The sequence below is a fragment of the Marinobacter sediminum genome (assembly GCF_023657445.1).
GTDB classification, from domain to species: Bacteria; Pseudomonadota; Gammaproteobacteria; order Pseudomonadales; family Oleiphilaceae; genus Marinobacter; species Marinobacter sediminum_A.
The window spans coordinates 2,973,878-2,993,469 of record NZ_JAGTWY010000001.1; the positions used below are offsets into that span (position 1 = coordinate 2,973,878).

The window sequence follows — 19,592 nt, forward strand, 5'->3', positions numbered from 1 at the left end:
CAAAATTATATCCCGGCAACAGTGTCAATTTGATCAAGGTCATCGTGTACTTCTGCACGGGCCTCAACCACATAACGCAGTGGTCCACCCGCATCCATGCTGTCAAAGGGATAGCATGTCACAAGCAGCAGCGTATCGTCCGTAAACTGCCCGGTATCGATCCGCTCTGACCGGCTGTCGACAATCCGAGCGTTCAGAACCCGATAACCCTGCCAGTCACCATCGCGGCCCTGAAGCCGCACCTCACTCCCTGTCTCAAGGTACTTCAGTTGCTGAAAGTGGGTGTCGCGATGACCGGCAATCACAATCGGCCCGACACCGTTCTCGCTGCCCATTAACTGGCCCGGCCCGAAGGCCAGGCTCTCTCCATGCCCTCCGGACAGAACAATCATTGAGCTCCCGAGGGTAGGCACCGTGAGCTTCGCAACGGGCCAGGTATCTGCCCAGGGCCAGGGACGGGTTTCCGATTGTCTGGCCTGACTTTCCGACCAGGCCATTTCCAGCAACTCCTGGGCAATGACAGCTTTCAGTGGAATCCAGAGTCCGAATACCAACAAGGTAGCGGACGAGGTTAACAGCATTAGCAATAGTCGGCTCATGCGGAAACCCTCCGCTGCAGCAGAACGATAGCCACCGAAAACATCAAACCGGTCAGGCCCAAAGCCTTCAGCAAGGGCGCAATAGTGGCTGTCTGCGGGTATCGCAACATGCTGTTTTTGCTACCTGCCGGCAATAGGGTTGGCAGCGATTCTGTGGTGACGGGGACTGTTGCTGGCCTTGCAGGTGTCGTGTCCACAGCCACAAAGCTGGTGTACGGCGACGCCAGCTCATGCTCAATGGCCAGAGCCGTAATGCCCGCTTTATCCGGCTCTTGCCCGCTGGTTTTGGCTTCATCCAGCGAGCTGTCGATTTTCTCGCGCGCCCAATGGCGATTCAGGCCGCTGGCCGGTGCCGCCTGTTGCAGATCCAGAGCTCGTTCCCAGGTTCTGCCACCAGGTAAGGTTCCGGACACTTTCAATACACCTGCCGGAGCTACTCCCCGGACAACCTGAACCAGCGGCTCGCCCTGAAAAAGATCTCCGGGTCTTGCCGGAAAGCTCTCCACAGCCGCAGCCCCGGACGGCCATTGCACATCAATATCCGTCAACGCGGGCGCTTCCATAGCGGAAAAAAGCGTCTCCAGTGGCCCACTGACATCTGTGGGATCCTGGATGGCGGTGTACATGCCCCGCCCCCACCGGGCGGCCTCGCGCATGAAGTGCATGTTGGGTGCCGAACCAATACCTACTGTAAACAGACGCTGGTCACCCAGCTGCTGGCGGATCTGCCCGAACAGTGCCGCCTCATTGCCCACGGCACCGTCGGTGATGAACACCACCTGCCTGACCAGATCAAGAGGGGCCTCGCTCTGGCTCACCGGCGTTTGCAAAGCCATCGCCAGTGCCGGTGCCATTTCTGTTCCGCCATCCGCCTGCAAACGATCCACGTATCGCCGGGCACGGGCGAGATTGTTGCCACTGGCGATTTCAGACTGCATGAACAGGGCGTGAGTCTGATTATTGAACTGCACGATATTAAACCGGTCGTTGGCCGTGAGTGTGTTCAGGCCCCGTTGCAAGGCAGCCCTGGCCTGCCGGATGGACTCGCCAGCCATGGAACCGGAGGTATCGATTACAAACACCAGTTCGCGGGGCAACGCCTGGGGCTGGCCAACACCGGGGACAACCATCGCCATCAGGTAATCCTGATCCTGCCAGTGCTGGTGGAAAACTGCTGCGGTGGGTTCCCGGCCTGCCAGGGGTTGCCAACGAACAACAAAGTCCCGATTCATGAGCATTTGCCCACCCTCGGGCTCCACCTCCACCTTCTGGCCATCCAGTCGAGTAACCAGTCTATGGGTGGGGCTGAAGACTCGCGCCAGCGGCAAGCCTGCATCAATCGCCATTCGAATCGAGGCACGATGACTGGCATCAGACACATCATTGGTACGGACGGTGAAGGGACTTATATCAGTGGCATCCGGCACGCCGCTGGTGGGGGCCGACCAACCCTGCTGCCACTCCTGCGGCTCCTCAACACCTGGTTTGCCGGGCATGTACCGGGGCGTCAGCGTCGTGGGCAGGCGCAGTTCAAAAACACCGGCCCGGTAGTCAACCGGTTGCTGGAAGCGAAGCTCGACCGCGATTGTCTCACCCGGCGGGATGTTCGCCACCCGCGCGGTGAACAGATTCGGACGCTGCTGCTGAACGTTCGCGGCGTGACGCCCCGAGGCTTTTGCAGCCTGGTAGGCCTCCCGCGCTTCCTTCTTCGGTCGCACCTTGCCAACGACAGTCCTTGCGCCAACCTTCATGGTCAGCCCGTAAATACTGGCATTCTCCGGCAGCGGGAATACGAATACGCCCTCACGCCACTGGTCACTGCTGTTGCGGAAACGCCGGGACAGGCGACTGTCGGCAATCAGGCCGCTGACCTGGACATCAAACTCGCTCTCCAGAATAATCGCCGGTTCCTGCCAGCGGCCGGCATCATCAACAAACCGCAGCAGGCCTGCGGATTCGGTATCAGCCTGATTCGCTTCGGCATAGAGTGGATGCACAAACAGCATCAGCAGGACCGCCAACCAAAGGCTGACGCCTTCCATAAAGCGCCTTAGTCGGCGGTGCTGATTGTCCGTGAGCGTGGGTGTTAGCTTGAACAGACTGCTGGAGAGCATCATGTCGGGATCCTTTTACTGCATGACTGGTCGATGTGCCGTCATTGCAGCAATCCCGCAAGTTACTGAGGTGGCAAAACCAGACATTCCGGCCGCAAAAAATGATCAATTATGGCAACGATCGGCTTCGCCCTTGTTCTCCTCGCTTGCCATGTTTAAATAGGGACACATTGCCAAGCCAAGCTGCCATAGACATGAAGAAACACCTTGTTCTGATTGAAGACGAACCCGCCATCCGCGACAACTACCGCGTTGCCTTCGAACGCCGGGGTTACCGGGTGTCTGTCTATGGCGACCGGTCTTCCGCCTGGCAGGTGTTGCGGCAGGGGCTGCCGGATCTCGCCATTATCGATGTTGGCCTGGGCGACGAGCCTGAAGGTGGCTTTGCCCTCTGCCAGGACCTCCGGGGATTGTCTCAGACCCTGCCGATCATCTTTCTGACCGCCAGGGACAGTGATATTGATTCCGTACATGGCCTGCGCCTGGGTGCCGACGACTACGTGACCAAAGACATGAGCATGGATCATCTGCTGGCCAGGGTAACCGCCCTGTTGCGCAGGGCAGAAGCCTGGGCCGAGGCCCTGCAAAAGCCGGATGAAGTGCTGCAGCGAGGACGTCTCGCGCTGAACGTGGACCGGATGACGGTAGCGTGGGACGACCAGCCCATCGACCTGACCGTTACCGAATTCTGGATGCTGCATTCGCTGGTTCAGCACCCTGGACATGTGCGAAGCAGGGACCAATTGATGGAGGCCGCCAGCACGGTGCTGGACGACAACACCGTGACCTCCCACATCAAGCGGATCCGCCGCAAGTTTGTCCAGATGGACAAGAGCTTCGATGGCATCCATACGGCCTACGGCATGGGCTACCGCTGGAACGCCCATGAGGTTTGACCGTTGACTCTCAAGCGCCAACTCCTCGTTGCCAGCCTGCTCATGCTGCTTATACCCTGGGCTGGCCTGCAATTTGTGCTGGAGCTCGACGATGCCCTGCGCCAACAGGCCCGGGAGCAACTCCGGGAACATGCCCAACGACTGGCGAAAACCGTGGGCGATGAGCTGATTGGGCAGGCTCCAGTGACGACGGACACGCCTGCAATCTTTGTCGAGTCCATCGACCGCGAAATTAACCTGGACGGGTATGCCAACGACTGGCCCGGCTTTGAAGACGGCGAGCCGTTTCAGACATGGCAGACTGCCGGGCAGCCCCAGCAGGCCGGGCAACCCGGCCTCCAGTGGCAGGCGGCTTCCGATGGCCTGCATCTCTATCTGTTCGTTCGTGTTAACAACCGACAACCGGAGCGGTTTAATCCTGCCTCACCGCAACAGTCCCACGACCGTCTCGAGCTCTGGATCGAGCCTCCGGGCGATGATGTTGCGCAACCCGCACACCGACAATCCTGGCTTATCCGCACAACCCAGCCGGGCGAAGTTTATGGTCTGCGCGGCAAACAAACCGATCGGCCGGACTATCGTATTCTCGGGGTCTGGCCACAAACCAATAAGTGGGAACTGGAGTTGCGACTGCCTGATCCACCGGAGGGCAGCCGGCTCGGGTTTTCGGCTCGCTGGCCGGAGAGTGACAATGTCTCGGGTGTCAGCACCTCTCTCGACCCACTCCCCGTCCTTGTGCGCCGGAATCGACTGCTGGAGCGCAAGCTTGAACCCCGCCTGAACAGGGGCCAGCATGTCCGGATCCTGGAGCCGGGCGGCTGGATAACCGCAAGACAGAACGCCCCCTCCAGCGATTCTCAACCAGAGTTTGATCAGCTCAGTCCGCTTCAGGTCATCGAACGGATCAGCCTCAATGCCCTCCGGGCCCTGGTTCAGTTTTACCAGCCCGAACCCGCACCGATCAGCTCGGGCATAAACCGCCTGACGATCGACACGCTGCCGCCGGAGGGACTGGTTCGGCACGAGGACGGCAGCGCCTGGTTGATGACCAGGGAGCCGGTGTTCGGCGGTCGCCAGCTGATTCTGGAACAGTCACTGGATCAGCAGCTCACGCTTTCAGGTTCAGCGCTGGGCTCGGTGATTGCCCGCAGCACCCTGATTATCATCGGCCTGACGCTGGTCCTCCTGGGGTATGCCAGCTGGCTGTCCTGGCGCATTACCCGACTGCAGCGTGCGGTCAGCGCGAGCATCGATGAGGATGGTCGAATCACAGGCACACTTCCGGCATCCCGGGCTCAGGACGAGCTCGGGCAGTTGCAACGCCATTTCAGCCAAATGGTAGATCGCCTGCATGGCTATAACCGCTATCTTGAAAGCTTCTCAAGGCGCCTCTCCCACGAACTGAAAACGCCGGTTGCCGTGGTTCGCTCATCTCTCGAAAACCTGAGCCACAGCGAGTCTGACGCCGAGCGGGAGCAATACATCGAGCGGGCAGCAAGCGCCACCGACCGGCTGCGTCAGATACTGAACGGCATGAGTGAAGCGGCAAGGCTTGAACAAAGCTTCGACCATGCCGACAAGGAAACCTTCGATCTCGCCAACGTTGTCGCCCAGGCCACCGAAGCCTATCAGGCTCTCGACGAGCGACACCGGATTCGCTATGCCGGACCACCGGAGGGCTGCACAATGACCGGCTCACCCGAGCTCATGGTTCAGCTTCTGGATAAGCTGGTGGATAACGCCCGGGATTTCACCCCGGCAGACGGGGTGATTGAAGTAAATCTTGAACGCACCTCCAACGAACTGTGCCTTTCGGTATTCAACCAGGGCTCGGCACTTCCGGGCACCCAGGCCACTGACATCTTCGGTCCGTTCGTATCATTGCGTGATGGCCGGGAGGAAGGCCACCTGGGCCAGGGGCTGCTCATTGTCAGGCTTATTGCCGACTACCATGGCGCCCGTGTTGAAGCGGCGAATGCCGTCCAAGGTACCATTGACGGGGTGCGTTTCCGCGTTATCATTCCGACAGCCAACACTTGACCACAGGACATCGCCGTGAGCGCTCGACTGGAATCCCTGGACATTCATCCACTACGGAATGATCTCTACAACGAGCTGCACTCACGCCCCTTCCAGGTCCTACCCACACCCGCCCGTGTAACCCAGATGGCCGTCCTGACAACACCAGAACAACGCCTGCAGCAGTTTTCGCATCTGCAGGCATTGCATCGGCGCCTGGGCTATCCCTGGCCGGAGCACGAGGTTGGCTGTTTCGAGCAGACCTTCGGCACCCTCCGTGTGCGCCGTGAAATGCACATGGAGTTTGCCACCTATACGTTTACCAACCTGGCCACCAGTGACGACGCTCCCTTCTCGGAAACCGGCATTTCGCCACTGCCGGAAGGCTGGCTGGAAGAGCTGGCAGGTACTGTGGTCGCCGCTTTCCATCTGGACATTCGTCCGGCCACCGACGATGCCAATGGCGACCTTTCCTATGTGCGCAAGCATTTTGAGGGCATGAGACTGGTTGGCAGCAGCCCGCAGGAAGGCGCGGCCCGGGTCTGGGGCACCTTCAAGCTTCACAGTGACGGTTTTGGCCGCTTCATGGTAATGAACCATCACATGTCAGACAGCCAGCTGGGCCGACTGACCCAGCGCCTGATGGAGATCGAGACCTATCGGCTAATGTCCCTTCTGGCGCTTCCGGTCGCCCGGGAGATCACGCCGGCCCTGAACGACATGGACCAGAAAATGGCCATCATCACCCAGGCACTTGCGGATAACCAGGATGTTGACGAGCAGAGACTGCTGGCCCAGCTGACCAACATTGCGGCACGGATTGAAGCCTTCCGGGCCCATTCTACGTTCCGGTTCTCCGCCACCCGGGCCTACCACCGGCTGGTTCTGACCCGACTGGAAGAACTGCGGGAAGACGAGCTTTCCGGCCACCTGACCATTACCGAATTCATGACTCGCCGACTGACACCGGCGGTGAAAACCTGTGAAGCGGTCAGCGAACGGCTGGAGGACCTTTCAAAACGCGTGGATCGCGCCTCGGACATGATGCGTACGCGGGTAGAGCTGGCAATCCAGAGCCAGAACCAGCAGCTGCTGACCTCCATGGACCGGCGCTCTAAAATTCAGCTGATGATGCAACATACCGTTGAGGGCTTCTCAGTAGTCGCGATTTCCTACTACCTGATCGGCCTGCTGAAGCTGGGACTGGACTCCATGTATGACGCCGGATTCAGCTTTAATAAGTCACTGATACTCGGCGTCGCTATCCCCACCACCATGATCCTGGTGTTTTTCGGCGTCCGGACAATCCATCACCGCTTCCTGAAACTGGCCAAGCGGCAGTAGCAAACGCTTACTTTACAAGCTGACCATCGCCGGAAACATGCCGGTAAAACTGCTGTGCGGTGCGGCCATTGCGAACGCCCTTGCCGGTGGCGAAACGGATCGCTTCACGGTGCAGGCTGTCACGGTCCGCGACTTCCGGGAACAGGGCATCCACCGCCTGCAGGTAGACATCCTGGGAAAAAGGGTAAAACGACAACTGCAGACCAAAGCGGTCAGCCAGGGAAACCTGCTCTTCAATGGCTTCAGCTGGATGCAGCTCACCGTCCCGCACTCCGCTCTTGAGGTTGTCGGACATGAATTCCGGCATCAGGTGGCGGCGGTTAGAAGTGGCATAGACCCTTACGTTTTCCGGCGGCAGCTCCAGCGAACCTTCGAGCACACTTTTCAGGGCCTTGTAACCCGACTCGCCCACATCGAAGGAAAGGTCATCGCAGAAGATGACAAAGCGAAAACTAAGATCGCAGATATCGTCGACGATCTCCGGCAGGTTCACCAGATCGTCTTTGTCTACCTCTATCATTCTCAAGCCACGGTCACTGTAGCGATTGAGCAACGCCTTGATCAGCGACGACTTGCCAGTGCCCCGGGAGCCCCAGAGCAGGGCATTGTTGGACGGCTCACCACAGAGAAAGCGTTCGGTATTCCGGGCCAGCGCCTGTTGCTGGCGCTCGATACCGGTCAGGTCGCCCCATTGCACCGGATCTAACCGACGGATTGCTCTCAACCCGGAGCGATGACGACGCCAGACGGCGGCAGGCGTCACTCTCCAATCAAAGGTTTCGCTCAAAGACATACATTCCTTTCCTGTTCCGTCCGGTATCGGCTTGTGAAACACTGATTGTTCATCGATTCCCGTTATTAAGGAGACTTTACCTCAAATAGCCCGAAAGTCAGTCACTAACATGGCGGACTGCCCTTGAATTTGGAATCACGGGCACTATCTGAACAAGATAACATCCTGGAGAGAAACCTATGTCCGATCCACTTCAGATCAAATGTCCCCATTGCCTGAGGACCAACCGGGTACCTGCATCACGGCTTGGTGAACAACCCAATTGCGGCGCCTGCAAAAAGCCCCTCCTTAATGGCGATGTCGCCACATTAACCGATGCTGCCGTGACGGGCTTCGCGACCCAGTCTGACCTGCCCGTGCTGGTGGATTTCTGGGCCTCCTGGTGTGGCCCCTGCAAGACCATGGCACCCGAGTTCCAGCAGGCCGCCAGACAATGGGCGGGAAAGGTCGCTTTCGCAAAACTGAACACCGAGGAAGCCCCCCAGGCTTCGTCACGATATGGCATTCGTAGCATTCCGACCCTTATCCTGTTCCGGGGCGGACAAGAAGTGGCCAGACAGAGTGGAGCGATGCCCGCATCACAACTCTCCGCCTGGCTAAGTCAGCATCTGGGCAGATAATCCTTTTGGGCAAACCCGGTCGCAAGGGCTACACTGAAATCCGTGGCAGTAGCGGACTACCGGCTATCCGATGAGTTATTTCCCCCCTCCCCGTTTTCAATTCCCAGGAAGCCATGTTTGAGGCGCCGTTAGCAGACATCCTTGATCAGGAAACCGATCCAAAACCGTTTGGAAACGCGCTCTGTCAAAGACTGAGTGATGATACGATTACAAAAAACGATAAGGAGCATCCCCATGGCAAGAATCTACGAAGACAACTCCCTTTCTATTGGCAATACCCCGCTTGTGCAACTCAACCGGGTGGCTGACGGTGCCACCATCTGGGCAAAAATTGAGGGCCGAAACCCGGCGTATTCGGTCAAATGCCGAATCGGTTCAGCCATGATCTGGGATGCAGAAAAGCGCGGCACCCTGAAACCGGGCATGACCATTGTCGAGCCGACCAGCGGCAATACCGGCATAGCTTTGGCATTCGTTGCAGCCGCCCGTGGTTACAAACTCTTGCTGACAATGCCCGCATCCATGAGCCTGGAAAGACGCAAGGTCCTGAAGGCGCTTGGCGCAGAACTGGTATTGACCGAACCAGCCAAGGGGATGCCAGGCGCCATTGCCAAAGCTGAAGAAATCTTCTCCTCCGATCCGGACAACCACTTTCTGCCACAGCAGTTCCAGAACCCGGCTAACCCCAGAATTCATGAGGACACCACCGGCCCGGAAATCTGGAACGATACTGACGGTGAGATTGACATCTTTGTTGCTGGCGTTGGCACCGGCGGCACCCTGACTGGCGTTGCCCGCTACATCAAGGGAACCAGGGGCAAGAAGATCACTGCCGTTGCTGTCGAACCGACCGACTCACCGATCATCACCCAGACTCTGAATGGCGAAGACCCGAAGCCCGCCCCTCACAAGATTCAGGGCATTGGTGCCGGGTTCGTTCCCAAGAATCTGGACCTGGATCTGGTGGATCAGGTTGAGGCTATCTCCAACGACGAAGCCATGAACATGGCTCACAGGCTGATGCAGGAAGAAGGCATTCTCTGTGGCATTTCGTGCGGAGCGGCCGTTGCGGCAGCCGTGAGAGTCAGCAAACAACCTCAGCACAAAGGCAAAAACATCGTGGTGGTGTTGCCTGATTCTGCGGAGCGGTATCTGTCATCCGCGCTGTTTGCGGACAGGTTTGGCGAGCTGGAAAACGTGCAGTAAGCAAACGGACGCGGTTTCCGACCGCGTCCGCTTGTTTGCCTGATACAGGCACTCTCTTCGAGCCCGGCGTCAGCTAGCGGTCGACGCCTCATACTCACGAATCATTGTGTACAGCTGGTCTTTCAGACTGAGGCGCTGCTTTTTCTGGGTTTCCAGATACTCATCGGCCGTATTTTCAGCACCCGTTTCAATCCTGTGAATCTCATGATCCAGCTCATGGTATTCATCAAACAGCTTCGCAAAGTGATTGCTGTTGGTTTTCAGCAGGTGGATCGCTTCTTTTGACTCAGGCAGTTCGTGTAGCAGGTCGTGTTTTTCGAGGGACATCGTCAGCATTCTCCATGACTTTAGTGAGTATTATCTTAGGCTCAGTCTAGAGTGCTCTGGGCCGAGGATTCTTGATCCTGGTCAAGCGCAATGGACGCATGGACCGACAATGTGGAAACCGCGTATCCAAGACTGTTGGCGCTTGCCCTGACGGCGCCATAACAAAGCCTGGAAAGACCATGGTGCGAGCGCCGCACTGCCCTCAACGAGCAGATCCACTGCCCCCCGCCACCAGTAAAGCGAGGATGCTCTATCTGCAGGCGTAACAAGGCACATCGAGCCCCCGAGATCCGCAACTCCCCCTGATTACGATGCCATGCTAAGATTTCGCTCACGTAACCGGCTCACCAGGCCTCCTACGGCATCCACCTGATCCTGAAGCTCAGCGATTGCGAGCTGAGCATTATCGACGGTGCCCACAGCGTCCTCGCCCAAATCACTGATGGTCACAATTTTCTGTGAAATTTCGCCCGCAGCAGCTTCCTGTTCTTCAGCCGCAGCAGCCGTGCTGTCACATAGCTGACTAATCCCATCGGTATACGCCAGAATTTCATCCAGAGTGGCAGCAGATTCGTTGGCATTGGCTTCCGTCGTCTGGGCAAAGTTCTGGCATCGCGACATGGCACCGGTAGCGCCCTTGACGGTTTCTTCAAAGCGCCCCACCAGCGCATCAATTTGCTCTGTAGAACCACGGGTTCTCAGTGCGAGCTGACGCACCTCATCGGCAACCACCGCAAATCCCCGCCCTGCCTCGCCAGCACGGGCGGCTTCAATGGATGCATTCAAGGCAAGTAAGTTGGTCTGTTCTGTGATCTCACCAATTACGTCAACGGCTGCCGCCACCTCTCTGCTCGCATCAGCCAACTGGTTGACTGCAGTGGAGGCGCCCTGAAGCTCTCCGACCAAGGATGTCATGCTCTCACGCGTGCTGTTGGTCAGGTCCTTGCCTCTCCCCAGACGTTCATGGGTCTTACGCACGCCGTCCGACATATTGACTGCGTTGGAGGCCACTTCCCGTGATGTTGACGACATCTCCTCGCTTGCCGAAGCAATTGCCGCCGTTTCGCCAGACTGCTCCCGAACTGCGGCCTGGGCCTTGCCACTGTGATCGGAACTTGATCGGGCACCTTTTCCCAGGCTATCGATCACATCACTCAGGCGTTTAACTACTGCATCCAGCTCTGCCGACTGCTGAGAGATGGCCATTTCAATACTCCCGATTTCATCCTTACGGCCAGTAAAAATGTGTTGTGCGACCGGGTCATCGATCACACGACGGGCATTGCGAACACACCGGCGAAAGCCTGCCATTTTTGCGTACACCAATCCCGCACCCAAAAGCGCAATGCCACCGGAGACCAAAACTGCCAGCCAGCCCTCGTTAATAACTGCTCCCAGTATTCCCTGCGCAACCAGCAGCATGAAAATTAGGCTGACCAACTGAACGGAGAAGGTGGCGTTCATAACAGGCTTGCTGTCCGCAAGCTCCCCTTTATCCGGTTCGGCTTTCCGGAGCTTTTCGTACAGTTTCTCTGCCCGCTGCTGAGCCTCACTGCTCAGCCTTGAGCGAATTGACTGCAATTCAACAATGTCGCCTCTGGCATCCAATATGGGAATAGCGTATGCCTGAACCCAGTAATGATCGCCGCTCTTGCAGCGATTCTTGACCGCACCCATCCATGTCTTTCCGTCTTTGAGACGCGACCACATTTCATGGAAAGCGGCCCGGGGCATATCCGGGTGACGAATAATGTTATGGGGTTGCCCGATCAGCTCTTCCCGGGAAAATCCGCTGATCTCGACGAACTCATCGTTGATGTGGCTGATCTGGCCCTTGGGGTTGGTGGTTGAAAGAATATTTGCCGTGGTACCAACCTCCACCTGGCGCTGTGTTACGGGGTTGTTCAGTCTCATACGCTTTACTCTCGCTATGCATGCTCGTTTTATATTTGTTGGTCTGCCATAGGACGCGGTTTGCCAAAGTGAAACCCCTGGAAGAAGTCCACATTTATAGCTCGGAGCACCTGCGCTATGTCTTCACTGCTGACAAACTCTGCGATGACTTCTGCGCCTATCTTGTGGGCAATGTCCACAATGCTTTCTGTGATCAATCGGCTTTTTTCATCGGAGAGAATCCTGGAGATTATCGAGCCATCAATCTTTACGTATTCTGGCTGCAATTCAATAAGATATGAGAAATTTGAGTAGCCACTGCCAAAGTCATCGATGGCAATCCGTGCGTTAAAGCTGCGAATCGATTCGACAAACTGTTTTACCCTGGAATAATCCTGGATAGATTCAGTTTCAGTAATTTCAAAGATCAGGTTGGAACCGCCATGCTTGGTCAGCTGATAGAGGATGAACTCAGACGTGCTGGTGTTTTCGATGTCTTCCGCAGACAGATTCACGCTGACGGTGAGCTTCCGGGATGATGCCAGGGCAAAGGCATCGACAATGACCTTTTGCGTAATCTCGGGGTAATACTTTGATTTTTTTGCCAGTCCGAGAAAACGGAAGGGGGAAATAACCTCACCATCCCTGCCGATCATCCGCAGCAGGGACTCATATTTGGCCGAATCCGAGTCCCCGGACACACTCACGATGGGCTGGTAGTGGCTGACGATCCGACCGTCCTTGAGTGCTTCCTTTATCTCATTGAGCCAATAAAAATTTTCGGTATGGTCGAAATCCTGATCGCTGAGCTCAAAAACACTGTTCATCGCATTTTCGAGTTTGGCTCTCTGCAATGCCGTTTCAGCGAAGGTCAGCAGATTTTTTGATCCCCGCCCCACGCCAAAGAAGAACTCTATATCGAAATGTTCGTTGTTCAGGGAGATCGGGTTCGCCTGAAGCTCTTGTGCCAGGCCTTCCAGTAACACTTTGAACTCGCTGGACTCGATATCACTGGCTGGCATCAAGGCGAAGTTCGCCCCGTAAAGCCGATAGATCATGATGCCCTGATCATGGCAACTCCGTTCAAGCTCTGCCGCCAGTTCAATGAGAATGCGATCGCCAATCGCGATACCATAATAATCGTTAAAGGACTTGAAGTTCCGTACGTCCATTAGCGCCAGCTGATCAGGCTGTCTCTTGGTGAGATCTTCGATAAGCCGGGCGCGACTGGGCAGGCCCGTGAGCTTGTCTGTTCGTTGTTGTGTCAGCAGTTCCTGGTTGACGATGATTTCGGTAATGTCGTTGCGGATACTGATGAACTCCAGAATATCGCCATTCTGGTCAGTGATCGGAACAATGGTCGTGTCCACATAATAATAACCGGCATTTTTCTTCCGATTTTTGATCGTACCCTGCCAAACCTCCTTTCTGAGAATCGTGTGCCACAAGTCCGTGAAAACGCTGGACGGCATGTCCGGATGACGGAGAATACTGTGACTTTTGCCGATAACTTCCTCGGCGGAATACCCGCTAATGGACTCAAACAGGCGATTCACGTACGTGATTCTGCCCGTCGCATCGGTCTTGGTTACGATCGCGGTCTTATCCAGAGCATGTTTGTATTGCTCCAGAAACTGCATGGACAGATTTAATTCCTGCGCAGTGGTGTTGGAAAGGTGGGTCAGAGAGCGCAGCGTGGAAACTTGGGGAATCGTGGTTTCCTGGTTGCTGGTGACATTGCGCTGGACGTCATTATGTTCGGAAAGCGTTACCAACGTCGTGGTGATGTTCAGCAGATGACTTGCCTGGGACGAGTGGAAATATTCACCATAAGTGAAGAATCCGGCATTGTGCCCCATGGCGCCAATCGCACCAACCTCGGCCTTGATAAGAGATTGCAGGAAAGACCTGCGTGCGGTGCATGAATAAGTGTAAATCCCCTCAATCGGGTGTCTGCCCGAAAACGCTTCAAGAGTGCGCTTAACGCTATTGGTTATGGTGCCCACGTCGGCCACCCCAAACTGAACGAGTTCGCCTTCCTCAAAGCTGCCGGCGAAGATCAGCCCACCGTCTTCAGTCTTACCTACCGGAGAGCGTGCGATCAGTTGCCCCTCTGCCACTTTGATCAACGGGAATTCCATCAGCGTCCGAGGGATATCCCGGGCCACTTCGTCCCCAAGGTAGTATTTGTAAACCTCTATAGCCGGCCTGTGATTGAGCTTATAGAGAATATTGCCAGCCGCGCGGGTGACCTCCATCTGAGTGCCAATGGGGGTCCAGTCCAAAACATAGCTGTTGTGAACCTGAAGAACGTTGCTCCTCAGTATAGCCAGCACTATCCCGGAAAAATGGATGCGGTCATCGATGATCACGAAGGTTTGCACAAACCGGTTATTGTCTGCGGCATTGCCACCAGCAAGGCAGACATCCGGTGCGGCTCCCGTAAACCCCTTGATAAATTCTTCAGGGTTGGCGACGAGTCCGTTTCCAAAAGCAACGGCTAGCCGAACGTCAGTATCGTGATACTCCTCACCAAGTTGCTCACCGGCCAGATAGGTTAAGTCAGGGGAATACACCAGCTCGACCCGGGTATCATTGAACGCTGAAAAGCTGAGCAGAATCTGGTTCTGACTTACTTGCCCTTCACAGATCTCACCGCTGGTGGAAGCGCCTATAACGCGGAAGCCCGGAACCAATTGCGGCAGCATAGCCAGCAGGCGACTTAGCTTTTCGTGGTCCAGATCTCCAGCAAAAATCTGAAGCAACCCACTCATAGAGGAAAGTCCACGTTCATTTATGAACGCCCTCAACGACTCATCACTCTTCAACAGGTGATTATATATTTTCATTATTCTGCTTTTTACCTTTGCAATATCCGGCGTTCTCGCGTTATCGCAACCTGACTTAAACTGCCATCGGAAGAGCCTTTTGCAGTAAACAGCCTACAACTCTGCTTAAAACTTTATTCATTTATAAATTTTACGACAAAAGCCCCTACCCTTTGTAGGGGCATGTACACAACTACAACACTTTCGAACTGTGTTGGGAGATCGTCAGGAATGAACCAGGGAGGGAGTGGAACAGGGGGCCTTTGGCAGGGATGGTCTGAAGACGACTTTAACAAGCCGCCTCCTTCCCGGCTCAATTAACGGCGCCTGGGTGTCCAGGCCTAAACCATCTCGATCTCGATGGATTCCAGGAAAGGGACGTTCAGCCAATGACGACTGGTCACGCTCTGGCTATACTCGGCCAATCACTTCCAGGACATAACACTTACCCACAAGGAGATTGACATGAGTGACCTGAAGGCCAAATTCGAAGAAGCCGTAAACTACATCCAGAACGCCGAAGGTGATTTCAAACCGTCCAATGAGCTGAAACTGGAATTTTACGCGCTTTATAAACAAGCCACGGAAGGCGATGTTTCCGGCAAACGTCCGGGCATGATGGATTTTGTCGGCCGCGCCAAGTATGACGCCTGGGAAAAGGCCAAAGGCCTGTCCAGTGACGATGCCATGCAGCAGTATATCGACAAGCTGGAATCCCTGAAGTAAGCCCTCAAACGCCGCTGATCCCGGTCCCAACTGACCGGGATCAAACTTCCTCTAAAAAATTTTGCGACGTTCAAACGTTTGTCATAAGATGCGCCCAACATAAGAACAACCCCTCATTGGAAGAGTTAGTCATGGACATCACCCAAGCGCTGGAACAATCCCAGCCCGGCCTTGTGGGCCGCGTCAAGGAAGCCATCCGCAAACATCACCTGAACCAGCGTGCCGAGCAAACCTACCTGCACTGGATTACCCGTTTCGTGCTTTTTAATGAGCTGAAAGATCCAGAAACGCTGGCAAGCGAAGATCGTCAACAGTTCCTCACCTATCTGAGCGACCGTATCCGAGTGTCCCGGGCACGCCTGAATCAGGCCAGTCAGGCGTTGACGTTTTTCTATGAAGACGTATTGGGGAAAACGACCCTGAGCGGCCCTGCCGCGGCCTGAACGCCGCCGGAAAATTGCTCAGCGCCCGGTCATATTGACGTTGTGGGCGTCATAATTACGGTTCTGGGGCGGGCGAATGACATAGTTGTTGCTATGGGTCTGCCCCGGAACAGACTTGGGATCACTGAACCGGATATCAACCGGAATCTCTGACCGGCCAAGATCGGTTCGACTATCCCCTGGCTGCAGTGACAGCGGGTCGAGGTAAAAGTCATCCTCCTTGCCAGGCTGGACCGGCACTCCTGCGGCCGGAGCCGCCAGACCGCCTTCGATGACCGTATTGGCCAGAACCTCTTCCTCGATAGAGCGCAGGGGAATACTGTCGATGGTCGAGCGCTCCTCATAGTTGAAAGCCCCGCTTTCGCTTTTAACCGTGGGCTCACTCTGGGCTGTTGTCACCAAGGGATATCCAAGCCCCAACGCACAGCCGACAATCAAAGCCGAACGCCCTAAAAAACCCCTCACCTTGCTCATTGCCGACAATGCACCCATGGTTCAAACCCTGGCTAACGGATCTATTCGCGCCATCAAATATGACAAATTTTGATCAGTCTATCCCCATCAATGACGGTTTTCCTGTGCAGTCGACGATTCTGTGACGCTTTTCACTTGTCATTAGCTTGCTCCGGCACTGGCACCGCCCTTTTCTGGATACAGATGTCTTGAAGTTATAACTGGGGCAACCACAATGGATGATATCGGAACTGCAGAGACTGACTACCAAGCATGAAAACCAATCTTATTACCCGGGAAGGCTTTAACAAACTTCAGGAAGAGCTCGACTTTCTCTGGCGCAAAGAGCGCCCTGAGGTAACGAAAAAGGTTAACTGGGCAGCAAGCCTTGGCGATCGCTCTGAGAACGCGGACTACCAGTACAACAAGAAGCGGCTGCGTGAAATAGATCGAAGAGTACGGTATCTGAGAAAGCGTCTCGAGGAAGTTCGCGTGGTTGACTACGCGCCTGTGCAGGAAGGTAAAGTCTTCTTTGGCGCTTGGGTGGCGCTGGTGGACGATGACGACGAGACACTGACGTTTCGAATCGTCGGACCAGACGAAATTTACGAACGGAAGGATTACGTTTCGATCGATGCCCCCATTGCCCGGGCCAGTCTCAAGAAAGAACCCGGTGATGAAGTCTATGTGAAGACGCCGGTCAGTGAGAAAACCTGGTACATCGAATCGGTGCGGTATGAGACAGCCTGAGAGGCCGGGCGATTTCACCGGGCCTCTCACAACCAGGAATTATCTGAGGTTCAGTCCCGGCGCCAGGTTCTCAGGCAGTGCCAACCGGCCGGCCTCAATCCCCGCCACAGGGTAGGAGCAGTAATCTGCGGCGTAATAGGCGCTTGCACGGTGATTACCGCTGGCACCGACTCCGCCGAAAGGCGCGGCACTTGAAGCTCCCGTCAACTGCTTGTTCCAGTTCACGATGCCGGCGCGAATACGATTATAAAAATACTGAAATTGCTCCTCACTATCGCTGAACAGGCCGGCTGACAGACCGAAGCGGGTATCGTTGGCCTTGCGAATAGCATCATCAAAACTTTTATAACGGATCACCTGCAGCAAAGGCCCGAAAATTTCCTCGTCCACCAGTTTTTCGACAGCGGTCACATCAATGAGTCCCGGCGCAATCAAGCCGGTACCGGGCTTGAGCTTCTCACAACGAACCAGGGAGGACGCCCCTTCCGACAACAGCTGTTCCTGAGCCGCGATCACGCCGTCAGCGGCAGTTTCTGAAATCACACTGCCCATAAACGGTGCCGGTTCATCAAAAGCACCGCCAACCTGAATGGCCTTTACCGAGGCCTCCAGGGCCTCCAGGAAAAGGTCGCCCCATTTGCCTTCCGGCACCATCAAGCGCCTTGCACAGGTGCAGCGCTGGCCGGACGTAATAAACGCGGACTGGATCGTTTCGTGCACAGCGGCCTGCATATCTTCCACTTCATCCAGTATCAGTGGGTTATTGCCGCCCATTTCGAGTGCAAGGATTTTGCCAGGATGGCCCGCAAACTGCCGGTGCAGGACATGACCGGTATTTGAGCTTCCGGTAAAAAACAGGCCATCGAGGGCTGGGTTATTAGCGAGGGCAATGCCCGTTTCCTTCTCACCCTGAAGCAGGTTCAAAACGCCTTTGGGCAACCCGGCTTCCAGCCACATCCGAACCATCTCTTCAGCTACCGAAGGAGTCAGTTCGCTGGGCTTGAATACCACAGTATTGCCGGCAATCAAGGCCGGTACGATATGTCCATTGGGCAGGTGCCCCGGAAAATTATAAGGCCCGAACACAGCAACAACGCCATGCGGTTTGTGGCGCAGAACTGCGTGGCCACCAGCCATTTCATTGCTGCGCTGACCTGTGCGCTCATTGTAGGCTGTCACCGAGATTTCAATCTTCCCGATCATGGCACCAGCTTCGGTGCGCGCTTCCCACAGTGGTTTTCCAGTCTCCAGGGCAATGCAGGTAGCCAGATTTTCCTTGTTTTCAGCCAGCAACTCAGCATATCTGCGTGCGATGGCAACCCGATCATCCAAGTCGGTCATTGCCCAAGAAACAGAAGCCTTAGCCGCGGAAAAAACAGCCGCCTCTACCTGGGCCTCGTCAGCGGCCTGCCCATCCCAGACAACCTCGCCAGTTGCCGGGTTCAGTGAAACCAACGGGCTGCCCTTGCCGGCCTGCCACTCGCCATCAATCATTACCGAGGACGTCATGGTTATCTCCTTCTTGCTGAGAGCGGGACAAGCCTGACCGTGCCGCCCTCGTTAATTTGAAGTGCCTCGATCACCTCCTGCGACAGCCCCACTCCCTGATTGCCCAGCGCATCTACGGGAGACACGCAGCAACGGAAGTTCAGGAAGTCGGTATTGCTGATCAGGTACAGGTCACCCTCAGGTTCCTGTTGAGCAACATGAACCTCGGCATGGTGGCTCTGATTAATGGCGCGGATATCGTCCATGCGGGCCACCAGAGTGGGGCCGGCGTCAAAAATATCGATGTAGCCCGTATACCTCAGCCCCTCGGCCTCAAGAAGTTTCCGGGCCGGCGTGGTTGCCGGATGGGTCAACCCCATAACTTCCTGCGCACTCTGCGGCAAGAGGTTGGTGTAAATCGGGTTCTTGGGCATCAGCTCGGCAATGAACACCTTGTCCATGGCAGACAGCTTGTCTGCCTGATCAAACTCAAGCGAGAAAAAATGCCGACCGAGTCCTTCCCAGAAGGGTGATACACCATTTTCATCAGCGTAGCCCCGCATCTCCGCCAACATATTTTCGTTAAAGCGCTGGGGGAACTCTGCCATGAACAGGAAACGGGATTTGGACAGCAGCGACCCGTTCTTACCTTGACGCGCTTCGGGTGCAAGAAACAGGGTGCACAATTCCGAATAGCCCGTGTGGTCGTTACTAAGAGTCAGAGTATTAACCAGATTGCATACATCAAGCTCCCGAGACGCATGCAGAAGTCTGCCCAGGTGATAGTTGTACCAGGGCTCACTGATGCCCACAGCCGACTCGATTGCACATATGCCCTCGACCTTTCCGGAATCCGTGTCCTCCATAACGAAGAGGTAAAATGCTTCCTCGGGAACAGGCCCATCCTTCCATGCTTCCAGGGCAGCCTCCATCTTCCGGGCAACCTGTTTGTCATCATCCTGCAGGGAGGTGAAGCCCTTGCCGGTTTTACGGGCCAGTTCACGCAAGGCCTCATGATCAGCTGCGCCAATAGGGCGAACTACCATCATCGCGATGTCACTCCTGAATTCGGGTCAATCGGATCGGGAAAAGC

Annotated in this window: 17 protein-coding genes; 8 read left to right on the plus strand and 9 right to left on the minus strand. The window is 55.8% G+C overall.

Going from position 1 to position 19,592, the window contains the following annotated elements; translation table 11 throughout:
• Positions 1 to 5: 5 nt before the first annotated feature.
• On the minus strand, positions 6 to 599 hold the full coding sequence (locus tag KFJ24_RS14060; protein ID WP_250831714.1) for a class GN sortase: 594 nt from the start codon (positions 597 to 599) through the stop codon (positions 6 to 8).
• A complete protein-coding gene (locus KFJ24_RS14065) occupies positions 596 to 2,716 on the minus strand; it encodes a marine proteobacterial sortase target protein (RefSeq protein WP_250831715.1) in 2,121 nt (706 codons plus the stop codon). Before KFJ24_RS14065 ends, KFJ24_RS14060 begins: the two co-directional genes overlap by 4 nt.
• 191 nt (positions 2,717 to 2,907) lie before the next feature.
• Between KFJ24_RS14065 and pdsR the strand changes: the two genes are divergently transcribed.
• From pdsR to KFJ24_RS14080, 3 genes are read left to right on the plus strand one after another with little or no spacing between them, the layout of a single operon-like run.
• Complete coding sequence (gene pdsR / locus KFJ24_RS14070) at positions 2,908 to 3,609, plus strand: proteobacterial dedicated sortase system response regulator (protein WP_250831716.1); 702 nt, start codon at positions 2,908 to 2,910, stop codon at positions 3,607 to 3,609.
• Between the two features lie 3 nt (positions 3,610 to 3,612).
• A complete protein-coding gene (locus tag KFJ24_RS14075; RefSeq protein WP_250831717.1) occupies positions 3,613 to 5,649 on the plus strand; it encodes an ATP-binding protein in 2,037 nt (678 codons plus the stop codon).
• 15 nt (positions 5,650 to 5,664) lie between these two features.
• Positions 5,665 to 6,972 carry a DUF3422 family protein gene (locus tag KFJ24_RS14080; protein WP_250831718.1) on the plus strand — a complete coding sequence of 436 codons (1,308 nt, stop codon included), beginning with the start codon at positions 5,665 to 5,667 and terminating at the stop codon, positions 6,970 to 6,972.
• A gap of 7 nt (positions 6,973 to 6,979) precedes the next feature.
• Here the strand turns inward: KFJ24_RS14080 and KFJ24_RS14085 are convergent, their stop codons facing one another.
• Positions 6,980 to 7,765 carry an ATP-binding protein gene (locus tag KFJ24_RS14085; protein WP_250831719.1) on the minus strand — a complete coding sequence of 262 codons (786 nt, stop codon included), beginning with the start codon at positions 7,763 to 7,765 and terminating at the stop codon, positions 6,980 to 6,982.
• 179 nt (positions 7,766 to 7,944) lie between these two features.
• Between KFJ24_RS14085 and trxC the strand changes: the two genes are divergently transcribed.
• Together trxC and cysK are read left to right on the plus strand one after the other, a co-directional pair.
• On the plus strand, positions 7,945 to 8,385 hold the full coding sequence (trxC, locus tag KFJ24_RS14090; protein ID WP_250831720.1) for a thioredoxin TrxC: 441 nt from the start codon (positions 7,945 to 7,947) through the stop codon (positions 8,383 to 8,385).
• 234 nt (positions 8,386 to 8,619) lie between these two features.
• A complete protein-coding gene (gene cysK, locus KFJ24_RS14095) occupies positions 8,620 to 9,591 on the plus strand; it encodes a cysteine synthase A (protein ID WP_250831721.1) in 972 nt (323 codons plus the stop codon).
• 69 nt (positions 9,592 to 9,660) lie between these two features.
• On the opposite strand, the gene KFJ24_RS14100 is transcribed toward cysK, so the two are convergent.
• The 3 genes from KFJ24_RS14100 to KFJ24_RS14110 all read right to left on the minus strand — a co-directional run bounded on the left by KFJ24_RS14100 (position 9,661) and on the right by KFJ24_RS14110 (position 14,585).
• On the minus strand, positions 9,661 to 9,918 hold the full coding sequence (locus tag KFJ24_RS14100) for a YdcH family protein (RefSeq protein ID WP_250831722.1): 258 nt from the start codon (positions 9,916 to 9,918) through the stop codon (positions 9,661 to 9,663).
• A 306-nt stretch (positions 9,919 to 10,224) separates the two neighbouring features.
• A complete protein-coding gene (locus KFJ24_RS14105; RefSeq protein WP_250831723.1) occupies positions 10,225 to 11,832 on the minus strand; it encodes a methyl-accepting chemotaxis protein in 1,608 nt (535 codons plus the stop codon).
• Between the two features lie 29 nt (positions 11,833 to 11,861).
• On the minus strand, positions 11,862 to 14,585 hold the full coding sequence (locus KFJ24_RS14110) for a bifunctional diguanylate cyclase/phosphodiesterase (protein WP_250831724.1): 2,724 nt from the start codon (positions 14,583 to 14,585) through the stop codon (positions 11,862 to 11,864).
• 519 nt (positions 14,586 to 15,104) lie between these two features.
• Here KFJ24_RS14110 and KFJ24_RS14115 point away from each other — a divergent pair.
• Together KFJ24_RS14115 and KFJ24_RS14120 are read left to right on the plus strand one after the other, a co-directional pair.
• Positions 15,105 to 15,365: an acyl-CoA-binding protein gene (locus KFJ24_RS14115; RefSeq protein ID WP_250831725.1), complete on the plus strand. Its 261-nt coding sequence runs from the start codon at positions 15,105 to 15,107 to the stop codon at positions 15,363 to 15,365.
• Positions 15,366 to 15,496: 131 nt separating this feature from the next.
• Positions 15,497 to 15,808, plus strand: coding sequence for a site-specific integrase (locus tag KFJ24_RS14120; RefSeq protein ID WP_250831726.1), 312 nt, complete (start codon positions 15,497 to 15,499; stop codon positions 15,806 to 15,808).
• Positions 15,809 to 15,826: 18 nt separating this feature from the next.
• Here KFJ24_RS14120 and KFJ24_RS14125 read toward each other — a convergent pair whose 3' ends face one another.
• Positions 15,827 to 16,207 (minus strand): hypothetical protein, encoded by a 381-nt coding sequence (locus KFJ24_RS14125; RefSeq protein ID WP_250831727.1) that lies wholly within the window; start codon positions 16,205 to 16,207, stop codon positions 15,827 to 15,829.
• 327 nt (positions 16,208 to 16,534) lie between these two features.
• Here KFJ24_RS14125 and greB point away from each other — a divergent pair, with 327 nt between their 5' ends.
• Positions 16,535 to 17,011, plus strand: a complete 477-nt coding sequence (gene greB, locus KFJ24_RS14130) for a transcription elongation factor GreB (RefSeq protein ID WP_250831728.1) — start codon at positions 16,535 to 16,537, stop codon at positions 17,009 to 17,011.
• Between the two features lie 39 nt (positions 17,012 to 17,050).
• Here greB and astD read toward each other — a convergent pair whose 3' ends face one another.
• Positions 17,051 to 18,520, minus strand: coding sequence for a succinylglutamate-semialdehyde dehydrogenase (astD, locus tag KFJ24_RS14135; RefSeq protein ID WP_250831729.1), 1,470 nt, complete (start codon positions 18,518 to 18,520; stop codon positions 17,051 to 17,053).
• Between the two features lie 2 nt (positions 18,521 to 18,522).
• Positions 18,523 to 19,548, minus strand: a complete 1,026-nt coding sequence (gene astA / locus KFJ24_RS14140) for an arginine N-succinyltransferase (protein ID WP_250831730.1) — start codon at positions 19,546 to 19,548, stop codon at positions 18,523 to 18,525.
• Between the last annotated feature and the right edge of the window lie 44 nt (positions 19,549 to 19,592).